This is a genomic window from Flavobacterium sp. GW823-FHT06G12 (assembly GCF_058794775.1).
In genome coordinates this window covers 141693-166673 of the sequence record NZ_JBXAHE010000001.1, presented here as the reverse complement: position 1 = coordinate 166673, position 24981 = coordinate 141693, and the positions used below count along the sequence as shown (strand labels likewise).

At 34.0% G+C, this 24981-nt stretch carries 18 protein-coding genes and 1 pseudogene; 9 read left to right on the top strand and 10 right to left on the bottom strand.

Features of this window, described 5'->3' with window-relative positions:
* Positions 1-242: 242 nt before the first annotated feature.
* On the top strand, positions 243-617 hold the full coding sequence (locus tag AC1Q5Z_RS00600; RefSeq protein ID WP_198856784.1) for a DoxX family membrane protein: 375 nt from the start codon (positions 243-245) through the stop codon (positions 615-617).
* 61 nt (positions 618-678) lie between these two features.
* Here the strand turns inward: AC1Q5Z_RS00600 and AC1Q5Z_RS00595 are convergent, their stop codons facing one another.
* On the bottom strand, positions 679-1221 hold the full coding sequence (locus AC1Q5Z_RS00595; protein WP_198856783.1) for a lipocalin family protein: 543 nt from the start codon (positions 1219-1221) through the stop codon (positions 679-681).
* A 345-nt stretch (positions 1222-1566) separates the two neighbouring features.
* On the opposite strand from AC1Q5Z_RS00595, the gene AC1Q5Z_RS00590 reads away from it, so the two are divergent.
* Positions 1567-2055 carry a hypothetical protein gene (locus tag AC1Q5Z_RS00590; protein ID WP_492443329.1) on the top strand — a complete coding sequence of 163 codons (489 nt, stop codon included), beginning with the start codon at positions 1567-1569 and terminating at the stop codon, positions 2053-2055.
* Between the two features lie 53 nt (positions 2056-2108).
* Here AC1Q5Z_RS00590 and lpdA read toward each other — a convergent pair whose 3' ends face one another.
* From lpdA to AC1Q5Z_RS00570, 4 genes and pseudogenes are all read right to left on the bottom strand, one after another.
* Positions 2109-3512, bottom strand: coding sequence for a dihydrolipoyl dehydrogenase (lpdA, locus tag AC1Q5Z_RS00585; RefSeq protein ID WP_198856781.1), 1404 nt, complete (start codon positions 3510-3512; stop codon positions 2109-2111).
* Positions 3513-3889: 377 nt separating this feature from the next.
* Positions 3890-4069, bottom strand: a pseudogene (locus AC1Q5Z_RS00580) (type II toxin-antitoxin system RelE/ParE family toxin); the annotation flags it as partial.
* Positions 4070-4169: 100 nt separating this feature from the next.
* Entirely contained in the window at positions 4170-4415 is a 246-nt protein-coding gene (locus AC1Q5Z_RS00575) for a hypothetical protein (RefSeq protein WP_492443327.1), read from the bottom strand.
* Between the two features lie 119 nt (positions 4416-4534).
* A complete protein-coding gene (locus tag AC1Q5Z_RS00570; RefSeq protein ID WP_198856780.1) occupies positions 4535-4993 on the bottom strand; it encodes an Lrp/AsnC family transcriptional regulator in 459 nt (152 codons plus the stop codon).
* 203 nt (positions 4994-5196) lie between these two features.
* On the opposite strand from AC1Q5Z_RS00570, the gene AC1Q5Z_RS00565 reads away from it, so the two are divergent.
* The gene (locus AC1Q5Z_RS00565; RefSeq protein ID WP_492443324.1) at positions 5197-6399 is read left to right on the top strand and encodes an aminotransferase class I/II-fold pyridoxal phosphate-dependent enzyme; all 1203 of its coding nucleotides are present in this window, start codon (positions 5197-5199) and stop codon (positions 6397-6399) included.
* Positions 6400-6727: 328 nt separating this feature from the next.
* Positions 6728-10651, top strand: coding sequence for a starch-binding protein (locus AC1Q5Z_RS00560; RefSeq protein ID WP_492443322.1), 3924 nt, complete (start codon positions 6728-6730; stop codon positions 10649-10651).
* 65 nt (positions 10652-10716) lie between these two features.
* Here AC1Q5Z_RS00560 and AC1Q5Z_RS00555 read toward each other — a convergent pair whose 3' ends face one another.
* Positions 10717-11811, bottom strand: a complete 1095-nt coding sequence (locus tag AC1Q5Z_RS00555) for a DUF695 domain-containing protein (protein ID WP_492443320.1) — start codon at positions 11809-11811, stop codon at positions 10717-10719.
* 149 nt (positions 11812-11960) lie between these two features.
* Positions 11961-13895 (bottom strand): amino acid permease, encoded by a 1935-nt coding sequence (locus AC1Q5Z_RS00550; RefSeq protein WP_343586248.1) that lies wholly within the window; start codon positions 13893-13895, stop codon positions 11961-11963.
* A gap of 431 nt (positions 13896-14326) precedes the next feature.
* Here AC1Q5Z_RS00550 and AC1Q5Z_RS00545 point away from each other — a divergent pair, with 431 nt between their 5' ends.
* Positions 14327-15487, top strand: a complete 1161-nt coding sequence (locus tag AC1Q5Z_RS00545) for a Gfo/Idh/MocA family protein (protein ID WP_492443317.1) — start codon at positions 14327-14329, stop codon at positions 15485-15487.
* A gap of 221 nt (positions 15488-15708) precedes the next feature.
* On the opposite strand, the gene AC1Q5Z_RS00540 is transcribed toward AC1Q5Z_RS00545, so the two are convergent.
* A complete protein-coding gene (locus AC1Q5Z_RS00540; RefSeq protein ID WP_492443315.1) occupies positions 15709-18615 on the bottom strand; it encodes an FAD-binding and (Fe-S)-binding domain-containing protein in 2907 nt (968 codons plus the stop codon).
* A gap of 292 nt (positions 18616-18907) precedes the next feature.
* Here AC1Q5Z_RS00540 and AC1Q5Z_RS00535 point away from each other — a divergent pair, with 292 nt between their 5' ends.
* From AC1Q5Z_RS00535 to AC1Q5Z_RS00525, 3 genes are all read left to right on the top strand, one after another.
* Positions 18908-20014 (top strand): acyltransferase family protein, encoded by a 1107-nt coding sequence (locus tag AC1Q5Z_RS00535; RefSeq protein WP_492443313.1) that lies wholly within the window; start codon positions 18908-18910, stop codon positions 20012-20014.
* Between the two features lie 110 nt (positions 20015-20124).
* Complete coding sequence (locus tag AC1Q5Z_RS00530; protein ID WP_278022476.1) at positions 20125-20937, top strand: mechanosensitive ion channel family protein; 813 nt, start codon at positions 20125-20127, stop codon at positions 20935-20937.
* A 592-nt stretch (positions 20938-21529) separates the two neighbouring features.
* Positions 21530-21763: a hypothetical protein gene (locus tag AC1Q5Z_RS00525; RefSeq protein WP_343586239.1), complete on the top strand. Its 234-nt coding sequence runs from the start codon at positions 21530-21532 to the stop codon at positions 21761-21763.
* A gap of 98 nt (positions 21764-21861) precedes the next feature.
* Here AC1Q5Z_RS00525 and AC1Q5Z_RS00520 read toward each other — a convergent pair whose 3' ends face one another.
* Both AC1Q5Z_RS00520 and AC1Q5Z_RS00515 read right to left on the bottom strand, forming a co-directional pair.
* The gene (locus AC1Q5Z_RS00520) at positions 21862-22818 is read right to left on the bottom strand and encodes a DUF3137 domain-containing protein (protein ID WP_343586237.1); all 957 of its coding nucleotides are present in this window, start codon (positions 22816-22818) and stop codon (positions 21862-21864) included.
* Positions 22818-23375 carry a LemA family protein gene (locus tag AC1Q5Z_RS00515; RefSeq protein WP_492443309.1) on the bottom strand — a complete coding sequence of 186 codons (558 nt, stop codon included), beginning with the start codon at positions 23373-23375 and terminating at the stop codon, positions 22818-22820. Before AC1Q5Z_RS00515 ends, AC1Q5Z_RS00520 begins: the two co-directional genes overlap by 1 nt.
* Positions 23376-23581: 206 nt before the next feature.
* Here AC1Q5Z_RS00515 and AC1Q5Z_RS00510 point away from each other — a divergent pair, with 206 nt between their 5' ends.
* The gene (locus AC1Q5Z_RS00510; RefSeq protein WP_492443307.1) at positions 23582-24790 is read left to right on the top strand and encodes an anhydro-N-acetylmuramic acid kinase; all 1209 of its coding nucleotides are present in this window, start codon (positions 23582-23584) and stop codon (positions 24788-24790) included.
* Positions 24791-24981: the final 191 nt, after the last annotated feature.

The window sequence follows — 24981 nt, the reverse complement described above, 5'->3', positions numbered from 1 at the left end:
AAAATAATCTAACGATTTGAATTACATTACAAAACTGTTAAAAAGACATTTATTTTATAAGAAAAAATTCGTTATATTTGATATACAATTAGATTAATCCTAAAACAGCCCTAATTTGATTGTAAAATCCTTAAAAAAGAATCTCAAAAAAAAATAATTTGCGATTCTATTTTGAGCTTTTAGACTGCATCTTTTCCAATGACTTAATTATATTTTTTAACCCTAAAAAAATCCTAAGTATTATGAAAATTGCCACAATTATTGTCCGTGTTTTAATTGGCCTTTTGTTGCTTTTTGCCTCTATCAGTTATTTTTTCCATCTAATGCCTGAGCCAGAAACTACAGGAGATTTTAAAGCCTTTAATGTTGGTTTAATGGCTTCTACGTATTTAATGCCTCTAGCAAAATCTATCGAATTACTTTGCGGAATTGCATTTGTAACTGGGCGTTATGTAACTTTAGCAAACATTTTGATCTTACCAATTACGGTAAATATTTTGTTTATCAATTATTTCCTAACACCTAACGGTCTGCCAATTGCAGCGCTACTATTTCTAGGAAATTTATTTTTGATTTACAGATACTGGGATAATTATAAAAGTGTTTTTACTGCGTAAATCATTTTTTAAATAAAAACAAAAAAGCCTGTCAGATTTTATCCGACAGGCTTTTTTTGTTTTAATTCATCTTATCGTGTTTCACCCAAACTAAATCGGTTACTTTATATCCAATTTCCTGAGCTTTGATAAGAAAATCTGCTTTGATACTTTCAGGAATTGTTTTTTCTCTAGAAAGTATCCACATGTATTTTAAACTTTCTCCAGCCACAAGCGCGTATTTATAATCTGTATCGATTGCTACGACATTGTAACCAGAATAAAAAGGACCAAAAAATGAGACTTTCAGCATACCAATATTGTCCTTTTTGACAAATTTAGCTTTCCCGACACTTTGTTCCCATTTGTCTTTTTTGACATCATAGCCCTTATTATCGACTTTTATTGTATTATCCTCGTTTAAAGAATATTCGGCAGTTACATTGTTCAAATCTCTTTCCCATTTGTAATCTAATCTGGCAATTTCATACCATTTTCCGAGATATTTTTTGCTGTCAAAGTTTGTTACAGCTTTAGCATTTTTTGGAATTCCGCCTCCACAAGAGTACAATGCGATTCCTATTCCTGCTCCAATTAGAATTGGAGCGATATATTTACTTTTCATAGCACTATCTTTTTAATAATCATAAAGATAGTTCCATAAATACACATCTAATTTACAAAATTTTTGTTCAAGTTTACATTTTTAAGAAGCAAAAAAAGCAACAGAATTCGAAATTTTTAAAAAGATCCCGTTACATGAGCTACAAAGCATTAAATTTGAGCGATAATCAATAACACAAAAATGAGAATCCATTTATTACTATTTTTTATTTTTTTTTCTTTTACCTGCCAATCTCAAACTATACAAACAGTAGATTCTTTAAATAACGAAATTTGCAAGTCATTAATTCAAAATAGAATTTTAAACGATGAGATAAGACTTAATAGCATTAACAAATCTCATGTAATGCCTTTTTTGGCAAAATTTAAAGATACGATAGCGCAACGTGAAGCCTTTGAAAAAATGATCTATCGCCTGCAAAAAAACTGTAATGAATTTAATGCAATTTTCCCTAAAGACTCTACACAAAATGGATGGGGAATGCAAAATGAAAAACCTTTGGATCACATTTCAAAAGAACAATGCAATAGTTTTGACGAATGTAAAAAATTCTATTATTGGGAGGAAAGAGAAAAAAAAGTAGAAGTTACTATAGATGGAAATTTTTGGATAGAAAAATTTAGCGACAACACGTTTTCTAAACTTTTCTATAAAAAAAGAGGCAATTGCGAATTTGAACTTGAATTTATTGAAAGTAACAATTTGTCACGAAAAAACCTAAGTGTAAAGGGCGATAAATATCGATATAAAATTTATGATGAAGCAAAAAACGTTTACAGTGTTTATTCCAAAAACAAAGAAACTTATTATACTTTCAAATTAATTAAAGAATAAAAAAACCGTCAGAGTAAATTCTGACGGTTTTTCTTTATAGTTTAACGTAAAAATTATACGTGTAAAGCTCTATTTTCTGTAGCTGCCAATGCTGCTTCTTTTACCGCTTCCGCGAAAGTTGGGTGTGCGTGGCTCATTCTTGAAATATCTTCAGCAGAAGCTTTAAATTCCATTGCAGTAACCGCTTCAGCAATTAAATCTGCTGTACGAGCACCAATCATGTGAACTCCTAAAACCTCATCTGTTTTTTCGTCAGCCAAGATTTTTACAAATCCATCTAAGTCAGCACTTGCTCTTGCACGTCCTAAAGCTTTGAATGGGAAACTTCCAGATTTATATTTCACTCCAGCAGCTTTCAATTGCTCCTCAGTTTGTCCAACTGCAGCAACTTCTGGCCAAGTGTAAACTACACCAGGAATTAAGTTGTAATCGATATGTGGTTTTTGACCCGCTAAGATTTCTGCAACCATTACTCCTTCTTCCTCTGCTTTGTGCGCTAACATTGCTCCACGAACAACGTCACCAATTGCATAGATATTTGGAGTACTAGTTTGCAAATGATCGTTTACTTCAACTTGTCCTCTTTCTGAAATTTTTACTCCAGCTTTGTCAGCATTTAATCCGTCTGTGTAAGGACGACGACCAACAGAGACTAATGAATAATCCCCTTCAAGAGTGATTGTTTCTCCTTTTGCGTTTTCAGCTTGAACCACAACAGCATCGCCGTTTCTTTCTACTGATTTTACTTTGTGAGAAACGTAGAATTTCATTCCTTGTTTTTTCAATACTTTAGTCAATTCTTTAGAAAGAGCTCCGTCCATTCCTGGAATGATTCTGTCCATGAATTCAACCACAGAAACCTGAGCACCTAAACGAAGGTAAACTTGTCCAAGCTCGATCCCGATAACTCCACCACCAATGATCACTAAGTGCTTTGGAACTTCTTTTAAAGCTAAGGCTTCAGTAGAAGTGATGATTCTTTCTTTATCAATTTTAATAAACGGCAAAGAAGATGGTTTTGATCCTGTAGCAATTACAGTATATTTTGCTTCGATAGTTTCTGAAGTTCCGTCAGCTTTAGCAACAGCAATATGGGTTGCATCTACGAAAGAACCTAAACCATTGAAAACAGTAATTTTATTTTTATCCATTAAGTAGTTAATTCCACCTACGGTTTGATCTACAACAGCTTGTTTACGCGCAATCATTTTCTCTAAATTGATTTTTACATCACCAGAAACTTCAATTCCGTGATCTGCAAAATGAGCAATTTCTGAATAGTGGTGAGAAGATGATAATAATGCTTTTGAAGGAATACAACCTACGTTAAGGCAAGTTCCTCCTAATGAATTATATTTTTCTACAATAGCAGTTTTGAAACCTAATTGTGCGCAACGAATTGCTGATACATATCCGCCAGGACCTGAACCTATAATGACTACGTCAAATGAACTCATAGTTTATCTTTTTATTTTAAGCGTCACAAATTTAAGGAATAAAGTTCTTTTTGAAGTTTAATTTTCAATGTTTTTTGCGTGAAATTTTGGGTGTGGGTTTTCTGCCACGAAGGCTCGAAGACGCAAAGTTTTTTTTGAATTGTTAGTTTAACCGCAAAGTGCGTTAAGAGTCACGCAAGGTTCGCAAAGCTTATCTTTATCAATGATTATAACGCAATATTGTCATTTCGACGAAGGAGAAATCCTAGCGAGAAGCTCGACAAAGATTTGGTTCTCGTTGCGGAGTTACTTGCGAGGATTTCTCCTTCGTCGAAATGACATAAAATGAGAACAAAAACCTTTGAACCTTTGTCACTTTGAATCTTTGAACCTTCTAGTTAAGGTTTCTTTTCAGGATTTCTTGAAGTGTGAAATACAGAATAAATTACTATTTCATTTCCGATGATCTCATAAACAATAACAAAGGGAAATTTAACCAAAGTCATTTCACGATAATCTGGTTGCTTTTTAATTTCAAATAATTCTGGATTTGTTTTTAAAACCTTGAGATAAGATCTTAAATAAGTTAAAAATTACTTTCCTAAACCTTTACTTCTGCTTTCGTAAAATTCAATAGATTCATCAATTTCTTTTTCTGCTAATGGTAAAATTTTAATTTTAAAAACGATATTTAGCATTCAAACGTTGCTCGACCTCTTCCCAACTATTTGCCTCTATTTCTCCAGACAGATATTTTTCTCTTTCTTCGGCAACTAAATTGTAATGTGAATCGGGAACAATTGACTCTTTTTCATCATGATTAATGGCATCAAAAACGCTTTCCAAAATTTCTAATTTTGAATCGTCGTCAATGAATTTACCAAAATCTTTTATAAGCTTACGTCTTAATTCCATCGTTTCCATTTTTATTTGCATTTAAAGATTTATAATGATTCAATTATGTTAAAACTTATTTTACGATACAAAGTCTCAGAGAAAAAACTTAGAATCTTAGTATCTTAGCATCTCAGTATCTCAGTATCTTAAAACGAAATCACCGTCGAATTCTTCACTTCACTAATCATAAACATACTTTGTGTACTTCCTATATGCTGTAATGAAGTTAGTTTTGTGACTAAAAACTCTCTGTAAGCTTCCATATCTTTTACCAAGACTTTCAGGATATAATCATAATCACCGCTTACATGATGGCATTCAAGAACTTCGTTTAATTTGATGACTTCGCTTTCAAATTTGGTCAGAAATTCTTTGGTGTGTTGAATGAGTTTTAAATGACAGAAAACCACAAATCCCTTTTCGATTTTAGATTTATCAACTAAAGCCACATAGCTTTTTATTATTCCTTCTCGCTCTAGTTTTTTGATTCGTTCGTAAACTGCTGTTACTGACAAATTGAGTTTTAAAGACAATTCTTTATTGGTCTTTTTACTGTCGGTTTGAAGCAGAACGAGGAGTTTTTTATCGATTTCGTCAAGAATCATATCTATTGTTTTTGAAGATGAAAGAAAATCTACAGAATTGCATTTTACATGTCAAATTTAGATTAAAAATCAACAAAAAATCATTTTTATAGTTTTAAAATCTATAAAAATAACTACTTATTGACATTTTTTCTAATTAAACTTTTCTTTGACCAAAAATCTAACAGAAACGATTTAAAACTTGAAACAAAAAACTAACTATAATGAAAGATTTTAAACCAGCAGATAAAATTCAGGATCTACAATATTTTGGTGAATTTGGCGGAGTAAATCCGTCGATTTCAGATTCTTCGACTTATACTTTTTTATCGGCAAAAACCATGTTTGATACTTTTGAAGGCAATATGGAAGGCTGTTATTTGTATTCGCGCCATTCTTCGCCAAGTAATTTATATCTGGATCAAGCTTTGGCAGCAATGGAAGGAACAGAAACAGCAAATGTTTCGGCTTCAGGAATGGGCGCTATTACTCCTACTCTATTACAATTGTGCGGTGCCGGAGATCATATTGTTTCGAGCCGAACGATTTATGGCGGAACTTATGCTTTTTTAAAAAATTTTACACCTCGCTTCGGAATTGAAACGAGCTTTGTTGACATTACAAAACTCGATATTGTTGAAGCTGCGATAACTTCAAAAACTAAAGTTTTGTATTGCGAAACAGTGAGCAATCCGTTATTAGAAGTTGCAGATATTAGCGGTTTGGCTAAAATTGCTAAAAAACACAATTTGAAATTGGTTGTAGATAATACTTTTTCACCTTTATCGGTTTCTCCTGCGAAATTAGGTGCTGATATTGTAATTCATAGTTTGACAAAATATATTAATGGAAGCAGTGATACTGTTGGCGGTGTAACTTGTGCATCTAAAGAATTTATTAATTCATTGAAAAATGTAAATTCTGGCGCGAGCATGCTTCTAGGTCCAACAATGGATAGTTTGCGTTCGGCAAGTGTGATGAAAAACTTGAGAACACTTCATATTCGCATCAAACAGCACAGTCACAATGCGCATTATTTGGCTGACCAATTTGAAAAAGATGGTTTAAAAACAGTTTATCCTGGATTGAAAAGTCACCCGAGTCATAAATTGTACAAAACAATGATTAATCCAGAATATGGTTTTGGCGGAATGCTGACAATTGATGTTGGTTCTTTAGAAAAAGCCAATGAATTAATGGAGTTAATGCAAGAACGAAATCTAGGTTATCTAGCGGTAAGTTTAGGTTTTTATAAAACCTTATTTAGTGCGCCAGGAACTTCAACTTCGAGTGAAATTCCGTTAGAAGAACAAAAAGAAATGGGACTAACTGATGGTTTGATTCGCTTTTCTATTGGTTTAGATAACGATATTCAACGCACTTACGAAATGATGAAAGCTTGCATGAAAGAGCTTGGAGTCTTATAAAAACGAAACATTTCTCTATAAATAAATTTGCACGATTTTTTATTAGTTTGTTTAAATCCGCTAAAGATTTTCTTCTCTTAGCGGATTTTTTTCGTTTATAAAAAAAAACATTAAAAACTCATTTACAACAACTTAAATAGTTCAAAAATGAATTACACACTAAAAACTAACAAATTTTACGATTAATGTTTTTTAACTCATCGTTTCTAATAAAGTTGTAAACACTAAAACGTTGTAGTGATTGAATTTCAGATTATTACGTATTTCAAATGTTAATAAAATATATTTTTGTCAGAAATTTAACCACTTAACTAACTAAAATGAAATTATGAAAAAACACCTACTTTTGTTTTATGCATTGTTTGCTCCTTTTTTATTTCTGCAAGCACAAGTGCATACATCTTATTTATGGCATCTTCACCAACCGACTTATTGGGGAGATATAAGTAAGAAAAACCCAAATCGCTATCAAATCGTAAAAGAATCGCAAGACCTGAAAGTTTCTGGTGCTAACAATGACAAAAACGGTCTGGCGCATCCAACAAACAATCTTGAAGAAATTTTTGGTGCCGGAGATCGTGTTGCCGCTTATCAATTTGCACCAAAAAATGCAATTAATTCTATTCGTGATTTGAGCAAAGCTGGAGCTCAAATTACTTACGGCGGTTCTTTGATGGAAAATGTGAATGAATTAGCCCAAGCAAATCAATGGGGATATTCTAATTCTTGGACACAGAATATCAAAGATGCAAAAGCTTGGAAAACTTCTGGCGGATTTTCTCGTATGGAAGTAGTTTCGTTCACTATGCATCATGCGCTTTCGCCTTTATTGAGTGATGAAGCTTTAAAGAAAGAAATAAAAGCGCATCAATATTACAGCGCTCAATTATTTGGAAGCCACGATTCTAAAGGATATTGGCCAGCAGAATGCGCTTTTTCTGAAAGAATTATAAAAACTTTAGCTGAATGCGGTATTGAATGGTCGGTAATTGCTAACAGCCATTTATCAAGAACTTTAGCTGATTATCCAATAAAATATGGCTCTGGCGGAACCATGTGTGATCTTCCAAACAAAGCCGATCAAGTTGAAACGCTTGGAGGGACTTGGTTCTCTGCCCAAAAAGATGCCCGTGGCGGACAGTTTGCCGTACCTTATTCTTATCTTCCGTATAAAGCGAAATATGTTGATCCAGAAACTGCTCAAGAATATAAAATCACTGTAGTTCCAATGGCAGATTACGAGAGTTATGAAGATGGATACGCTGCAATAGGCACTTCATTAATTGCTCCAATTGTGGCAAAAGCATCGACTTCGCCTAGACCTCCATTGGTCTTATTTGCTCATGATGGAGATAATGCTTGGGGTGGCGGATCGTCTTATTACAATGAATCGGTAACGGGATTTTCTCATGCATCTTCTGCAAATGGAAACATCGCTACTACGATTCCACAATATCTATATGATAATCCTGTTCCAGAATCGGCGGTTGTGCACGTAGAAGATGGCGCATGGGTAAACGCAGATGGAGATTTTGGACATCCGCAGTTTACCAATTGGCTTTGGCCTTTCTACGATCCTGTTAGCAAGAAATTCAATCCGAATGGCTGGACCGAAGATATGATGAATCAAGCGATAACAACTGCTGGAGAAAACCACGCAATTATGGCTGAACAATTGGAAGGCAATAATCTTAGAATGAGCGAAATTGTAAATCCGACCTCTGCAGTAAGTCCTGCTGAAAAAGCATGGCATTTTTTAATGGCTGGATATGACAGCGGAAATGCTTATTATGGATTAGCTGAAGATCTTGAAATAAAAACAACTCTTGCTGTTAATCGATGTGTGCAATTTGCAAAACCAACTTTAGATGCCCATCCTGGAGTTGATGCAACGAAACCATCTGTATTTATTCCGCAACGTTGGCCTTATAATCCTGGTGAAAAAGGATATGGAGCGCCTTACGCTTATAAAGATTTCTTAAACTCTGCCGATTTTACGGTATATACTTTTGCTTATGATGTAAGCGGTATTGAGAAAGCCGAATTAAAATACAGAATTGATGTTGATGGAAAAAATAGTCCTAATTCTAATCAAAATGAAACTTATGCTGGAGGAAGCGAAGTAGGAAGTTGGATAACATTGCCTATGGCAGAAAGAGTTTTTCCAAAAGGAAATGTTACCAATAATCCGCAAGCCGATTTATACATGCTTCCAGATGTAATTGCAAATCAATATTCTGCCGAAATTGCAGGAATATCAGAAAAATTATTAGACTATTATGTCGAAGTAACTGATAAAAAAGGAAATACCACTAAATCTAAAATTCAGCACGTTTGGGTTGGGAAAAACTTAGATGTTGCACCAAAAATAGCTTTTACGCCTGAGGCCGGAAATTCAACTACAGCCATAGATGTAACAATTACAGCAACAGACAGCACAGATCCGAAGCCAAAATTGTATTATACAATTGACGGCTCTACTCCAACAACAGCTTCGCCAGTTGTGGAGTTGACAAAAACAATCAACATTACACAGACTACAACAATTAAAGCTTTTGCTGTTGACAAAGATGGCAATCAATCTGATATTGTAACCAAAACGTATACGATTGGAGCACTTCCAGAATTTACGGTTTATTTTAAAAAACCATCCAACTGGAATTCTGCTGTAAAAATTTATTATTGGTCACCAACAGGAACTGCTCCTGCGGTAACTTATCCTGGAGTTGCAATGACTCAAGATTGTGGAGACTGGTATAAATATACTTTCCCATCAACAGTAAGCGCTTCAAATTTATTGTTTAATGACGGTTCTTTAAAAACTGGCGATCTAAATTCAACTGGCGGAATCAAATTTTATGATAACGGTTGGCTAAGTGCTGAACCTGCAAACAGATGTCCTTCTGTAGCACCAGATTTTACATTCTCGCAAGCAGGAGGAAATTTCACTACAGGAACAACTTTAAATCTAACGCTAACAGGAAACGAAAGCACTTCTGTAATTTATTATACTCTTGACGGAACAGATCCTACTACAGCTTCTGCCTCTGCCATTGGCACTAAAGCAATTACAATAACTAGCACAACAACATTAAAGGCTTTTGTTAAGAATGCAGCGGGAGTAAGTTCTGCTATAAAAACACAAACCTATACTTTTTCTACTCCTACTACATTTACGGTTTATTTTAAGAAACCATCCAATTGGAGTTCTTCGGTTAAAATTTATTATTGGTCACCAACTGGAACTGCTCCTGCAGTAACTTATCCAGGAGTTGCAATGACGCAAGATTGTGGAGATTGGTATAAATATACTTTTCCGTCAACAGTAAGCGCTTCAAATTTACTTTTTAATGATGGTAATCTAAAAACTGGAGATTTAAGTGCTACAGCAGGAATTAAGTATTATGATTCTGGTTGGCTGAATGCAGAACCTGCGAACAGATGTCCTGTTATTGCTCCAGATTTTACCAATTCTAAACCTGGAGGAACATTTACAACTGGAACTACTGTGAGTGTTGTTTTAACAGCAAACGAAACTTCTTCTACCATTTATTACACTTTAGACGGCACAACTCCAACAACGAGTTCAGCTTCTGCAATTGGCAGTAAATCATTCGCTTTTACGTCAAATACAACTTTAAAAGCTTTTGTTGTCAATACTTCTGGAGCTGCATCAGCAGTAAAAACAGAAACTTATACTTTTACAGCCGTTCCAACGCTTACTGTCTATTTTAAACCTCCTACAACTTGGACAACTACTCCAAAAATATATTATTGGAATGCTGTACCTTCAGGAAGTGTAACAAATGCTACTTGGCCTGGCGTAACAATGACAGCAGATACTAACGGTTTTTATAAATACACCATCACTGGGCCAACATCAATTAATATCATTTTCAATAATGGTTCTAGCGGTTCGGCAAATCAAACTGCCGATTTATTAAGTAAAACTGATGGCTACTCCTATACATGGGGTTCTAGCACTTCAAGAATGGCAATTACCCCAGACACCAAAGAAGAAGAAACCTATGCGGTACGACTTTATCCAAATCCAGTAGATCATACCTTGATGGTTAATTCTACTATTGCAATTAGCCAATACACTATTGTTTCTGCACAAGGAAGCATTGTTCAGGAAGGAAAATCTAATACAAGCAGTATTGATGTTAGCCGTCTAAGTTCTGGATTGTATTTTATTACAATCCGTTTAGAAAATGGTGTAGAAACAATGCAAAAGATTGTAAAAAAATAAACTTTTTAAATCACCATCAATTTCATAAAAAAGCCGTTCTGATAATTCAGAACGGCTTTTGAATTTTATTTGGCCTGAAAATGTCTAAATGATTGCCAATATTTATCTTTATAAAGTTCGTAGCTTATATCGAAAACTCCGCTGTATTTCTTAATTAGTTCATCAGCAATTTTAGCTGGTTTTCTAAAGTCTTTACAAGTAAAAAAGATTTCTCTTTTATTGTTTGCAGTTTCTCTTCCCAAATTTAAATATCCTTCAGAATCTGGCAAACAAGCGATAATTTCTTCTTCAATTTCATCTAGAAGCTTATATGTTTTTTCATCTGGTAATCCGCCATTATCACAATCATCAAAAGGAATTGCAACAATAAAAACCCACGGATGCGATGCTTTTTTATCCCATTCTAAAATTGTAGTATTAATTAAAGCCAAAACAATAGAACCATCTTCTCTTTTTCCTTCAAAATTGGCATAACCGTCATTTTCTGTATTATGTCGGGTTCCTTCATATTTTTCAACAAATTCTTTCTCTCTCCAAATTAAATAGTCTTTTAATTTTTCGATTGGAATTAATTCTTCAGAAACATTTTCTGGTCCTATAACAACCAAATTATCGATTAAGGCAACAGAATGCAATTCACCCAAATAATTGTCTAGAAAAATATACACTCCATTAGTGACATTAGATTTTTTCTCTTCAATAAAATGATCATAAACAATTACCAAATCTATTTCATCTGGGTAACCTTCATGGATGCGAGGATAAAATTTTAAGTTTTCTTTACTAAATTCAAAATCCTGATAGGTAATTCCAATATTATTAATATCCGAAGCTGGTTTTAAAGCTGTGAATTTCCATCCATTAATTTCTGGGGCGGCATTAACTAATTCTTCAATAACATAAATGTTTTTGATTGCTCCATCTGGCGTAAGAACTAATTCGGCAGTTTGATCATCGAACATTCCAGTAAGAAAATAAATTCCTTCATGAATTTCATCTAGTTTTGGCACTAGTTTATCAAAAAAGCCTTGATGTATATTTTCCCCACTTTGAACGGTTTTAAAAAACTCTTTTTCATTTGCTAAAAACCAATTCCAGAAATCATTATAAGATTGTATTGGAGCTTCATTTTTGCCTAATATTTTATCAAGAAAACTCATGTAATAAAAAAAATAAATTAAAAATTTGAGAGCCCAAATTAGAGAAAAAACGGACTTTCGGCAAGGAAAAACCTCTTTATCTTTTTCTCAAATAAAAAAGCCATTCCAGAGATATCCAGAATGGCTTTTTTATATATTTTTTTTTGAACTTATATTTTTTCTACAAAGTTTAATTTACTGTTTTTTCTACTATAAGTAAAGTAAATAAGAAGCCCGATCAATAGCCAAACTGTAAAATAAATCCAGTTCCAAACGCTTAATTCGGCCATCATATACAAACAACAGATTAATCCTAAAAGAGGAATTAAAGAAAGATTTTTTCTAAAAGCCCAAACTGCCAATCCAACCAGAACAAATAAGAAAATCCACATAGGAATTTTGTGTTTGAACAACTGGAATCCTGTTTCGTATTTTAATGAATCTTTAATTGGAAGTCCTTTTACAACCTCAGCATATTTAACCTCATCATCTTGATATTGGCTTAATAAATGCTCCAAATCTGAAGTTTCAGAAGTTTTATTATTTACATCGATGCTCTTTAAATAATTGAAAACTTTTTGAGAATCTTCTTTATCTAAAGAAGTTACAATTGAAGTTGCATCAAAAGTTTGTGCCTCATTATTAATGAATGCCATAGTAGCCTTGCTGTTGAAAGCAAAAGCATAATACAAGCCAACAATAATTAAAACTGGTAAAATGTATTTTGAATTGATATAAGGCGTTTTGAATTTTCCTCTTGGAATTTCGGGTTTATTTTGAAGAACTAATACTCCTGCGCAAACCAATACAAAGGCAAATAAAGTTCCTATACTACATAAATCGGTTACCATTGTTAAGTTTAAAAACAATGCTGGAACCGCTACTACAAATCCTGTAACAATAGTAGCAAAAGAAGGAGTTTTAAATTTTGGGTGAACAGTTGAGAATTTCTTCGGAAGCAATCCATCACGGCTCATACTCATCCAGATACGAGGCTGCCCCATTTGGAACACCAATAAAACGCTCGCCATTGCCACAACTGCACTGACAGCAATAATTCCTGACATCCATTTTAAGTTTAATTTATCGAAAACAAATGCTAGCGGATCTCCAACATTTAATTCATGATATTTTACCATTCCGGTTAAAACCAAAGCAATAGCAATATATAAAATGGTACAAATGATAATTGCCCACATCATTCCGCGTGGTAAATCGCGCTGCGGATTTTTACATTCTTCTGCTGTTGTAGAAATAGCATCAAAACCAATATAAGCAAAGAAAACTGCTGATACTCCTTTTAAAACTCCACTAACTCCATTTGGAGCGAACGGATCCCAATTTGCCGTATCTACATAAAATATTCCGACAGCGATAACTAAAAGAACCACACAAAGTTTTACAACAACCATTAAATTGCTCGCATTACGAGATTCTTTCATTCCTCTATAAACCAAAGCAGTAATCAAAATAATAATGAATAATGCTGGTATATCTGTTACAAAATGGAAAGATCCGATCGTTGGCGCTGTTGTCCAAGCTGTATGCGCTTGCTGTAAAGCAACACTTAAATTTTCAAATGATTTTCCGCCTCGCATTAAAGCCTCGGCATCGTTGAAGCCGTTTGAAGCTGTTAAGTAATCCATCTGGATCCATTGCGGCAAATGAATGCCGCCACTCTGGAGAAGTCCTGTAAAATAATCACTCCACGATATGGCCACGGTTATGTTTCCAACGGCATATTCCATGATTAAAGCCCAACCAATAATCCAGGCAATGATTTCTCCGAAAGCCACGTACGAATACGTATAAGCACTTCCCGAAACGGGAACCATCGATGCAAATTCAGCATAAGCAAAAGCGGCAAAACTACAGGCAAGAGCAGTAAAAAGGAACAAAAATATTACGGCTGGTCCTCCGTCTGCACTCGCTTTTCCGATCGTGCTAAAAATCCCCGCACCAACAATCGCAGCAATCCCGAAAGCAGTTAAATCTTTGGTTGTAAGGTGCTTTCCTAATGCTTCATGTCCATCTGCCTCGTTTTTTGCAACCTGTTTCAGAATATCCTGCACTGTTTTTTTTCGGAATAAACTTGAAAATGCCATATATGTTTTGCTATTATAAATTGATTTAATTCAGTCGTTCTGGTTTTATTTTGCAAATAATGCAAAAATTATCCTGATTTCAAATATATAAAACGATTTTGTTTTTTTGTGATTTTTTTTCTTGCCACGAAGACACTAAGACACTAAGTTTTTTTTTGCTACTAATTACACTAATTTCTCGAATTTTCTTTTTTAACATTGATAACTCTAATCATCACAAATTTTTGTTTCACGCAGATTTTGCAGATCTGAGCAGATTTTATTTTAAAAATTACAACAAATTAAATCTGTGATATCTGCCTAAATCTTTTTAAATCTGCGTGAAACAAAAAATCTTAACATTCATCACAGTTAAGTCAAATACAAATGTAACATTTCCCAAAATGAGCTTACTAATACAAATAGCATTTAATTTTTAAAGAATCATTTTTATGGAAAAAATCACGAGACGTTCTTTTGTAAATAAATTTGGACTTGGTGTGGGAGCTTCGGTTATCATGACTTCGCTTCCTTCTTTTGTAACCGAAACAGAAAAGATTCATAAACCCTATACTGGAAAAAAAATAAATATTGCTTTGTGTGGTTTAGGAAACTATGCTTCATTATTAGCTGAAGGCCTTCAGGTTTCTAAATATTGTCAACTTAGCGGAATTGTCACAGGAACGCCTTCTAAAGCTGAAACATGGAAAAAGAAATATAATATTCCGGAGAAGAACATTTACAATTATGAAAATTTCGATTCAATCATAAAAAACAAAGATATTGACCTTGTCTATGTTGTAACTCCAAACTCGCTTCATAAAGAATTTACCGTTCGTGCTGCTAAAGCTGGAAAACATGTAATTGTAGAAAAACCAATGGCAATTACTATTGAAGATTGTGAAGAAATGATAAAAGCCTGCAACGACAATAACGTTCAATTGGCAATGGGATATCGTTTGCATTATGAACCAAATCATCTAGAAGTAAAACTATTGGGGCAAGAAAAAGTTTTGGGACAAGTTCGTTATATTGAAACTTCTCTAGGTTATAGCACTTACGATATTCACGACGTAAATAAACCTGTTGATTTAAATGCTCGAAATGAATGGAGACTTACAAAAAAGTTTGCAGGAGGTGGCGCATTAATTAATTTAGGGGTTTATTGCATTCAAGTCTCTCGTTATGTTTTAGGAGAAGAACCAATTGCTGTCACGGCGCAATTTGGAACCATAAACAACAAAAACAGATTTGCACAAGTGGAAGAAAATATCACGTGGCAAATGGAATTTCCGAGTGGTGCCGTTGCCAATTGCAGTAGTTCTTACGGTTTTGGAATTGACCGATTTCATGCTGCCGCAGATGAAGGTTTCTTCGAAATGAGTCCTGCTGTAAGTTATGGTCCATTTGTAGGTAAAAGATCTGATGGAAAACCATTTAATTTCCCAGTTATAAATCAACAGCAAACCCAAATGGATGAGATTTGTAAAGTGATTTTAGCAAACCAAAAACTCCCAAATCATATTACAGGCGAAGAAGGAATTAAAGATGTAAAAATCATCAACGCTATTTATAAAGCTGCTGAAACTGGCAAAAAAATTAGTTTAAAATAGTTTTTTTTTGCCACAGATTAAAAGGATTAAAATGATTTTTTTTAATCTTTATCTAAATAATTTTTCACGCAGATTTCGCAGATTTAAGCAGATTTAATTTTAAACTAGCGATACTTAAAATCTGCGATTATCTGCTTAAATCTGTAAAATCTGCGTGAAATAAAAATCATTTTAATCCTTTTAATCTGTGGCAAAACTTTTTCACATTTACGAGACACATCTTACTTAAGGCAATTCCTCAAAATACTAACAGGATGCTGAGCCTCACGATTAGTTCCATCATAAATTTGATGACGACAACTTGTTCCTGCTGCAGCGATTTTTACATTTCCTGCTGTAGCACGTACTTTTGGAAATAATGTATCCTCTCCCATTTGCATACTCACTTGATAATGTTCTTTTTCATAACCAAAAGAACCCGCCATTCCGCAACAGCCTGAGTTGTAAATCGTAACTGTATTATTTTTTGGCAGATTCAGCATTGCAAAAGTCGCTTCAACAGAACTTAAAGATTTCTGATGGCAATGTCCGTGAATTTTAATTTCTTTACTTTCTTCTGAAAAAGAATCGGCCGTGATTTTACCATCTATGATTTCTTTTTTGAAGAACTCTTCAATTGTAAAAGCATTTCTCGACAACTTTTCCGCAGCTTCTTTATCATCGGCTAAACGAAGATATTCATCTCTAAAAGTCAAAATTGCCGAAGGTTCAATTCCAATTAAAGGTTCGTTTTCTAAAACCAAATCTTTAAAAACACTTACATTATGATTGGCAATTTTCTTCGCTTCTTCCAAAAATCCTTTTGAAAGATAAGTTCTTCCACTTTCCTCATGATCTACAACCAAAACCTGATAGCCTAATTTCGTCAATAATTCGAAAGCATCGATTCCGATATTTACATCATAATAATTCGTGAATTCATCTACAAACAGATACAATCTTCCGTTTGGAAAATCGGTTTGTGAAGGTTTATTGTTGGCGTACCATTTTCTGAAAGTCTTTTTCGCCAAAAGCGGAACTTGTCTTTCTGGCGCAATTCCCATTGTTTTTTTCACCAAAGACTGATTCGAAATAAAATTCGTAATCGACGGGAATTTACTTCCCATTTTGTTCAATTTTGCGTTATTGGCAAAAATCTTATTTCGGGTCGTAAAACCGTTTGCTTTTTGGTATTGATATAAAAATTCCGCTTTCAAAGTCGCTACATCCACGTTACTCGGACATTCGCTTGCGCAGGCTTTACAGCTTACACACAGCTCAAAAACTTCATATAATTCTTTCTGGTCAAATTTGTTTTCTTTTTCAGAATACGTCAAATATTCTCGCAACGCATTGGCTCTCGCACGCGTCGTTTCTTTTTCATTTCTCGTTGCACGATAACTCGGACACATTGCTCCTCCGCCAGACGGCAGTTTTCTACAATCTCCAGAACCGTTACATTTTTCGGCTGCACGCAAAATTCCTAAACTATCTGAGAAATCTTGAAACGTTTTAATATCTGGTTCAACTCTTCCCGAAACTACACGATGATTCTCGTCCATCTTCAAGGCATTGACAATCTTCCCAATATTCAAAACCGAATTTGGATCGAATGCCAACTTGATTCTTTTCAGTAATTCGTAATTCTTGTCGCCAATCATAAACGGAATAAACTCTCCGCGCACAATTCCGTCGCCATGTTCACCACTTAACGAGCCTCTATATTTTTTTACCAAATGCGCTACTTCGGTCGCAATGGTTCTGAATAATTTTAAATCTGATGTTTTCTTCAAATTCAAAACCGGACGCAAGTGCAATTCTCCTGCACCCGCATGTGCGTAATAAATCGCTTCTTGTCCGTGACGCAACATCATCGCCGAAAATTCTGCAATATAAGCTGGCAAATCGCTCAATTCAACTGCTGTATCTTCAATCGAATCTGCTGCTTTATCGTCGCCTACAATACTTCCCAAAAGTCCAAGACCTGCTTTTCTCAATTCATTGGCTTTGTCAATATCGTTTCCGTAGATTTTTACTCGAGCGTAACCAAAATTATTTTGCTCTAAATCGGCAATCAAAGCATCGGCTTGTTTTTCGGCATCTTCTAAAGTGTGCGATGCAACTTCAAACAACATAATTGCTTTGGGTTCTCCAACCAAAAAGAAACGATTTTTAATGTGTTCACGATTGGTTTTGGTACAATCCAAAATCGTATCGTCAATCATTTCGCAAGTGTACAAATGATGTTTCATCGCCACCACAACCGATTCTAAAGATTCTTGAATGGTATGATAATGCCCAACAACCATAATGCTGTGAGGCGGCGGCAGATCGTCCACTTTCAGCGTCACTTCGGTTGTAAAAGCCAAAGTTCCTTCACTTCCGCAAAGTAATTTCCCAAGATTTATTGTGGGTTCAGTTCCGCTAAACAATTCCGATTTTAACAGAATATCAACGGCATAACCTGTATTTCTTCTGTGAATTTCAGGTTTCGGAAACTCTTTTACAATTTCTTCCTGAGCTTCTTTTATAGTAAGCTCGTCGTAAATTGTTTTATATATTTTATTTTCTAAAGAATCGCCTTTTGTTTTTTCGATAAATTCAGCCGAAGTCAGGTCTTTAAAAACCACTTCAGAACCATCACTTAAAAGCGCTTTTACCTCAGCAATTTTATCACGCGTAACACCATATCGAATCGAAGTTGTTCCCGAAGAGTTATTTCCCACCATTCCGCCAATCATTGCGCGGTTTGATGTTGATGTAATTGGAGCAAAAAATACGCCGTAAGGTTTTAAGAATAAATTCAGCTCATCGCGAATTACGCCTGGCTGAACCGTTACGGTTTTCCTTTCGGCATCATAACCTAATATTTTAGTAAAATGCTTCGACACATCAACCACCAATCCGTCTCCTACCGCTTGTCCCGCTAGCGAAGTTCCCGCAGTTCTTGGCGTAATCGACAGCTTATGTTCTGCTGCAAATTGAATCAGTTTGGCAATATCTTCAGTCGTTTTAGGAATGGCCACCGCATTTGGCTTAATTCGGTACACTGAAGCATCTGTAGAATAAAGCATTTTATGAAGCTCATCGAATAAAAGTGTGCCTTCTAATGATGCTGACAATTGTTGTAACTCCTTAATTATTGACATTCTGTTGAATTTATCTCCTAAAACTGATCTTGTTTACAAATGCAAAAATACTTTTATTTCCTTTCTTTTTTGTTGTAAATTAAGAAAATTAAGTGTTGCTCTTCAATGTTTATGTTATTATTTCAAACACTTTATTATCTTTAAAATTAATAATCAAAAGTAAACATTGAAATAAAAAATATTATATTATTTTCTATTAAAAAATTCGCGCATCCAATTTTAGTGCGACTCAAAAACATTTAAAGCGAAGTTTAGGGAAAATTATTATTTTTGGCGACCTAAACTAAATATAATGATTAGCTTTCTAAAAATTGATGTTGGATGTAATAGAATTTTCGGTCTAGATATCCTTAGATGTTTGGCTATATTATTTGTAGTTTTTGGACACGGAAACCTGTTTTTTTCTGGCTTAACAGCAAGGTATCTTGATTACTTCGTACTTGATGGCGTTAGCATCTTTTTTGTTTTAAGCGGGTATCTAATTGGTAGCATTCTAATTAAGGAGCTTGAGAATAAACCATTTTCTAACGAAGTCCTTATTAATTTCTGGAAAAGGAGATGGTACAGAACGCTTCCTAATTATTTCTTAATTTTATCGTTACTTATTATTCTTAGTCATTTTTTTAGCAAAGATTTTCAAATATCCCATTCTTTAAAATATTATATTTTTAGTCAAAACTTATATTATCCTCACCCTAATTGGTTTCCTGAAGCTTGGAGCTTAAGTATTGAAGAATGGTTCTACTTAATTGTTCCAATAATTTTATTATTAATTATTAGATTATTCAGCTTAAGCACAAAAAAAGCCATTTTAATTACAGCCATTTTAATCATCTTATTTGCGACTTTTTTTAGATACGTAAAAAGTTTACAAATAATTTTAGAAAACAGCAGAGATTGGGACATAAATTTTAGAAAACAAGTTTTTACCAGAATAGATAGCATTATGTACGGAGTCTTAGGTGCGTATATTGCCTATTATCAAAACAATATCTGGCATAAATACAAAAAAACATTGTTTTCATTAGGATTGATTTTATTAATATCTAATAAATTTTTTATTAAAGCAGATTTAAATTCTTTATACGCGTGTGTATTCTCTTTTTCTTTAAACTCTATTGGAACACTATTTCTTTTACCTTTTTTAAGTGAAATAAAATCCGGCAAAGGAAAAATATATAAAGCAGTCACCTATTTTTCTCTAATTTCATACTCGATGTATCTCATAAATTTAACTTTAGTTAAAAATTGGATTGTGCTACATTTAGAAATAGATTTTATAAACTCTTATGTTACATTAGTTATTAAATATTTATTGTATTGGTTCTTCACAATTGTACTATCCATTTTACTTTATAAATATTTCGAAGTCCCGACAACCAAACTAAGAGATAAATAATCATTTTTAATTTTCCATCATATTTTATAAAATTCTAAGAGAATCCTGTAAAGCATTCGGCTTACTAAAAAGGTAATTTTAAAATTTTACTTTTTTACGCCTTAACAATTATGGAAAATTTCTTTCAAGACGTTATCAGCCACCTCGAAGGTTACTACAATAGCATTGTTGATCTTACACCAAAATTTATTCTGGCCGTTTTGGTCGTTCTCGTTTCATGGTTTATTGCAAGCCGTGTGGGTATTTTTGCAGGAAACCGACTAAAAACAAAAATGCACGATCGTCTTCTGGCGGTTTTTATTGCACGTTTAATTAAATCGGTTTTAATTATTATCGGAATCTTGTTTATGTTCCGAATTATTGGTCTTGAAGGCGTTGCGCAAAGCATGCTGGCTGGTGCCGGAATTTCGGCTTTTGTAATTGGTTTTGCGCTTAAAGACATTGGCGAAAATTTCCTTGCCGGAATTCTGCTCGCTTTCAAACGTCCGTTTTCTATTGGAGATATCATTGAAAGCAACGGTGTAAAAGGTGAAGTCATTAATCTTAACCTCCGTGATACCGAAGTAAAAAGCGATTCTAAAATCATTTACATTCCAAATGCGCTTCTTATAAAAAACACTTTAATTAACTACAACAGCGAAGGCTTTCTCCTTCAAACTTTCACCGTCGGATTAGAATATGGTTCTGATTATAAACACGCTATCGAAATCGTAAAAGAAATTCTAGGAAACAGCGAAGATGTAACCGAAAAAGACCATGAAAACGCTGCCGTAATTACCGATGTTATTGCTGGTGGTATTATTCAACTCAACATTCGTTATTGGGTGAAAACTGCATCAACAACCGAAAATTCAGAATGTCGTTCTAAAATTATTGCGGCGGTTTTGAATAAATTGAAGGAAAATGGGTTTGTACTTAAATAAGGCACATGCTAGCGCGAGCGTCTCGGTCGTGAACACAAAGTATCTAATTTTATATCTAGAATTAGTTTAATAATTAAATAATTTTTTAAATATGAAACATCTTTGCGGGCACGAGCGAGACGCTCGCGCTAGCGGGGCGGGGGTCGTCCAGTACGAAGCCAAAGAGTTTTTGAAAACCTACAAATCTCCCCAATCTTGTCATTTTGACGAAGGAGAAATCTTCGCAAGAAACTCGATAAAGATTGGCTTTTCTTTACGGAGTTACTTACGAAGATTTCTCCTTCGTCGAAATGACAAACTGTGTGGAAATTTAATCGAATTTATCTTTTCTCAGGATAATCGTTTTATATTTACCGCTGAAAGAAGATTTTTCTATTTCTTGTTCATTTGTTAAAGAATAAAAATATATTATTTTTCTTACTTTTTGTTGTTGTTTTTTAATACTTTTACAACTCTTAAACTACAACATTAAGAACGAAATAAGATTTGCCCTTGTATTATGTGTTCGGTATCGGAAACGACCGTAAGCGCTGTTGTAGGCGTTAGAAACACTAATCTACAAGGGTTTTTTACTTCTAAAACTACAACATTTATGAGTACCAACACAATTTCAAAACAAACCGAAATCAAGCTTTTGAATTTCTTCAACGACAGAATCGATCCTGTAGAAATGGCTAAAACTTTAAGGCAAGTAAATTTTACACTCGCTTTATGCGTTTTGAGCGAACATGAAACATTTCAAACCGAAATCATCAAATTAAGAGACAGCTTTTACTGGCTCAATGAATTGGCAGAAACTTTAAATCCTTATTTGGAGGTGGAGTAAAAGATTAAAAAGAAAACCCTCGATTATTTAAGTCGAGGGTTTTCTTTTTATCATTTAAATCGAAATCTATTAAAAGATTTTAAAAAATATTCAAAACCTTATTCCTTCCCCCAAATCCTAGTATTCAAATCTAGTTCATGAATAATGTCCTGCATAAACTGAACTATCGAAAGATCGTAAGTAAGTAAATCTGGTGCCAAAAGCGAAGAATGAATCGGTGCTTCAAAATAATTGTGCGACAGCGGAAAAGCGATATACATTTTAGAATGAATAAAAGAAATCGAAATTGTATCGTCAGATTTTCTATTTAAATCTAGAATTCTCTCCATCATTGCAGGTGTTAGAATGTATCTTGCCTCAATTTGATCTTTAGAAAAAGTTGCAAACTTATCGTCAAATTCGGTATTTTCTAGCTGTACCACTTCACTATTTCCGAAACTAAAAACGTTTTTGGAAAACCACGAACCAATGGCATCTGCAATACCTTTTGGACGTACAACAGTCGAAACATTAAAGTTTTTATTAAAATCGGCTACGAAAATAATTCCTTTAAAAATGGTATGCCAAGTTGTTTTTGTACCGTTTTTATCGCGAGTTTCCGTTTTATATTCTGCATGGACTTCGGCAAACCAAAAAGAAGTTTTATCGGCTATTCCGCTTATTAAATCCTGCGTTTTATAGCGATCGGGTTCCGTTGTAAAAAGTTCCGAACTAATAAACTCATATTCTGGGAGTCCGCTTTGTGGTGCAATAGTCAACGTTTCGTTAATGTCCTTTAAAGCGGTTCCAACAATGTTCATTTTATATGCCGATTTGTATTTTTTGGCATCGTCATCTATTCTAAAATACATCACAATTCCAATAATCAAAGGAACCAAACAGCCAATAATGCCCAATGCAGCAAATCGAATAAACAACCCAACAACTAAAATCAATATTGCAAGACCAAATAATATATAGCAAGTCTGATAAGTCTCGGCTATTTTTTTTCGATCAACTTCTAAGGTATTCAGAATTTCCTGCAGATTGGCTTTCGAATTTATTTCTGAATCCATTAATTATTAAATAGTTCTTTTGCACTAATATTTTTACGCTCTTCTTCTGGAGTTGCCAGTACATCAATTTTAGTATAACCCAACATTCCTGCAAACATATTGCCAGGAAACATCATAATGGCGTTGTTATAATCTGTTACCGAAGCATTATAAGTTCTTCTTGCTGCTGCAATTTGTTCTTCGCTTTCTGTCCAAGTTGTTTGAAGATTTAAGAAATTGGTATTGGCTTTCAAATCAGGATAATTTTCTACCGTTACCATCAAACCTTTTACAGCAGAACTTAATTCGGTATCCAAACTCGCTTTTTCTTCATCTGTTAAATTCCCAGAAGTTGCTCTAGCACGAAGCTCTACAATTTTAGTTAATGTGCTTTGTTCGTAATTTGTGTATTGTTTTACAACTTCAACAAGATTCGGAATTAAATCGAAACGTTTTTTCAACATTACATCAATCGCAGAGAAAGCATTCGTAACCTGATTTCTTTTTCCAATTAGTGAATTGTAGATTACGATTCCGATAATAAAAAGGAAAACAAAAAGTCCTATAATAACTAACATGATTTTATTTTTTTGAATTGGTTATGGGCAAATATATAGAAAAGGCAGTAAGTTTGGATTTTAATTTTTAAGATTTATATCACAAATTTTGATTTATTAAAATGACGTTCAAAAATAAAAATTGTCTAAAATCTATAGCTTTATATCCGAAATAATCCCATTTTAGCGTTATCAATAAACTGACTTCTATAAAACCTCATTTTATAATGAATAAAAATATATCTGCACTCTATACTACAGCTCAAAAAGAAACCCGAAAAATACTTGGTTTAATGTCTGGAACTTCTCTCGACGGACTTGATATTGCTTTATGTGCTGTTTCTGGTTCTGGCGAAAATACGAATGTGAAAATTCTTGAATTTGAAACCATTTCTTATTCTGAAGACATTAAAAACGAGATTAGAAAAGTATTTGCTCAGAGAACAATCGATTTTCAGCATCTGGCTTTATTAAACGAATGGATTGGAATATTGCACAGCGACATGATTAATGATTGTCTTTCTAAATGGAATATTTCGTCAAGCGAAGTGGATTTAATTGCTTCGCACGGACAGACGGTTTTACACGCTCCAAAGTTTTTACATCAGCAGGAAAAATTTCCAAACGCAACTTTGCAAATTGGAGACGGAGATCATATTGCAGTAAAAACGGGAATTATCACCATTTCAGATTTCAGACAAAAACATGTTGCAGCGGGTGGCGAAGGTGCGCCTCTTGCAGTTTATGGCGATTATTTATTATTCGGAAAAAAAGGAGAAAATAGAATCATGCTCAACATGGGCGGAATCGGAAATTATACTTATCTCCCAGCCTCTCTTAACGCCGAGGAAGTTTTTGTAACCGATACTGGAACTGCAAACACATTAATAGACATTTTTACCAAACATTATTTCCCTGAAAAAAGCTACGATAAAGATGCTGAAATTGCGCAACAAGGAACTGTAAATCAAGAACTTTTAAACGAATTAAAAAGCGATGATTTCTTCCAAAAAAGTTTTCCAAAATCAATTGGTCAGGAGTTGTTTAATTTCGATTTCGTACAGTCGGCTTTGGTAAAATGTGGTTTAGAAAATATTTCGGCATCAGATTTGCTGGCGACTTTAACACGTTTAAGTGCTGAAACTATTGCAGAAGCAATTTATTTCACCATAAAAAACACTTCAATTCCAGCAGAAGATTTTCATATTTATATGTCTGGAGGCGGAACGAATAATCCGCTATTGGTAAAATGGTTAAAGGAATTATTGCCTTGCCAGTTTCATACTAGCGACGATTTGGGCATTTTAAGCGATGCCAAAGAAGCTGTTTTATTTGCGCTTTTAGCCAATGAAACCGTTTCTGGAGGCGATTACAATTTTGGAAACAGCAAAGGAATTCCTTCTGTAACAATGGGGAAAATTTCGTTTCCTGATTAAAGAAATAAAATTGCCATGAATTGGCACAAATTAATGTTCTTTTTATGCCACAGATTAAAGGATTTCTGGAATTAATCATTTTAATCTTTATAATCTGTGGCTAAAAAAATTGCCACGAATTGGCACAAATTAATGTTTTTTTATGCCACAGATTAATGGATTTCTAGGATTAATCATTTTTATCTTTATAA

Coding starts and splice junctions, on each gene's coding strand:
- AC1Q5Z_RS00600 (WP_198856784.1), top strand. CDS start 243: ATGAAAATTGCCACAATTATTGTCCGTGTTTTAATTGGCCTTTTGTTG.
- AC1Q5Z_RS00595 (WP_198856783.1), bottom strand. CDS start 1,221: ATGAAAAGTAAATATATCGCTCCAATTCTAATTGGAGCAGGAATAGGA.
- AC1Q5Z_RS00590 (WP_492443329.1), top strand. CDS start 1,567: ATGCCTTTTTTGGCAAAATTTAAAGATACGATAGCGCAACGTGAAGCC.
- lpdA (WP_198856781.1), bottom strand. CDS start 3,512: ATGAGTTCATTTGACGTAGTCATTATAGGTTCAGGTCCTGGCGGATAT.
- AC1Q5Z_RS00575 (WP_492443327.1), bottom strand. CDS start 4,415: ATGGAAACGATGGAATTAAGACGTAAGCTTATAAAAGATTTTGGTAAA.
- AC1Q5Z_RS00570 (WP_198856780.1), bottom strand. CDS start 4,993: ATGATTCTTGACGAAATCGATAAAAAACTCCTCGTTCTGCTTCAAACC.
- AC1Q5Z_RS00565 (WP_492443324.1), top strand. CDS start 5,197: ATGAAAGATTTTAAACCAGCAGATAAAATTCAGGATCTACAATATTTT.
- AC1Q5Z_RS00560 (WP_492443322.1), top strand. CDS start 6,728: ATGAAAAAACACCTACTTTTGTTTTATGCATTGTTTGCTCCTTTTTTA.
- AC1Q5Z_RS00555 (WP_492443320.1), bottom strand. CDS start 11,811: ATGAGTTTTCTTGATAAAATATTAGGCAAAAATGAAGCTCCAATACAA.
- AC1Q5Z_RS00550 (WP_343586248.1), bottom strand. CDS start 13,895: ATGGCATTTTCAAGTTTATTCCGAAAAAAAACAGTGCAGGATATTCTG.
- AC1Q5Z_RS00545 (WP_492443317.1), top strand. CDS start 14,327: ATGGAAAAAATCACGAGACGTTCTTTTGTAAATAAATTTGGACTTGGT.
- AC1Q5Z_RS00540 (WP_492443315.1), bottom strand. CDS start 18,615: ATGTCAATAATTAAGGAGTTACAACAATTGTCAGCATCATTAGAAGGC.
- AC1Q5Z_RS00535 (WP_492443313.1), top strand. CDS start 18,908: ATGATTAGCTTTCTAAAAATTGATGTTGGATGTAATAGAATTTTCGGT.
- AC1Q5Z_RS00530 (WP_278022476.1), top strand. CDS start 20,125: ATGGAAAATTTCTTTCAAGACGTTATCAGCCACCTCGAAGGTTACTAC.
- AC1Q5Z_RS00525 (WP_343586239.1), top strand. CDS start 21,530: ATGAGTACCAACACAATTTCAAAACAAACCGAAATCAAGCTTTTGAAT.
- AC1Q5Z_RS00520 (WP_343586237.1), bottom strand. CDS start 22,818: ATGGATTCAGAAATAAATTCGAAAGCCAATCTGCAGGAAATTCTGAAT.
- AC1Q5Z_RS00515 (WP_492443309.1), bottom strand. CDS start 23,375: ATGTTAGTTATTATAGGACTTTTTGTTTTCCTTTTTATTATCGGAATC.
- AC1Q5Z_RS00510 (WP_492443307.1), top strand. CDS start 23,582: ATGAATAAAAATATATCTGCACTCTATACTACAGCTCAAAAAGAAACC.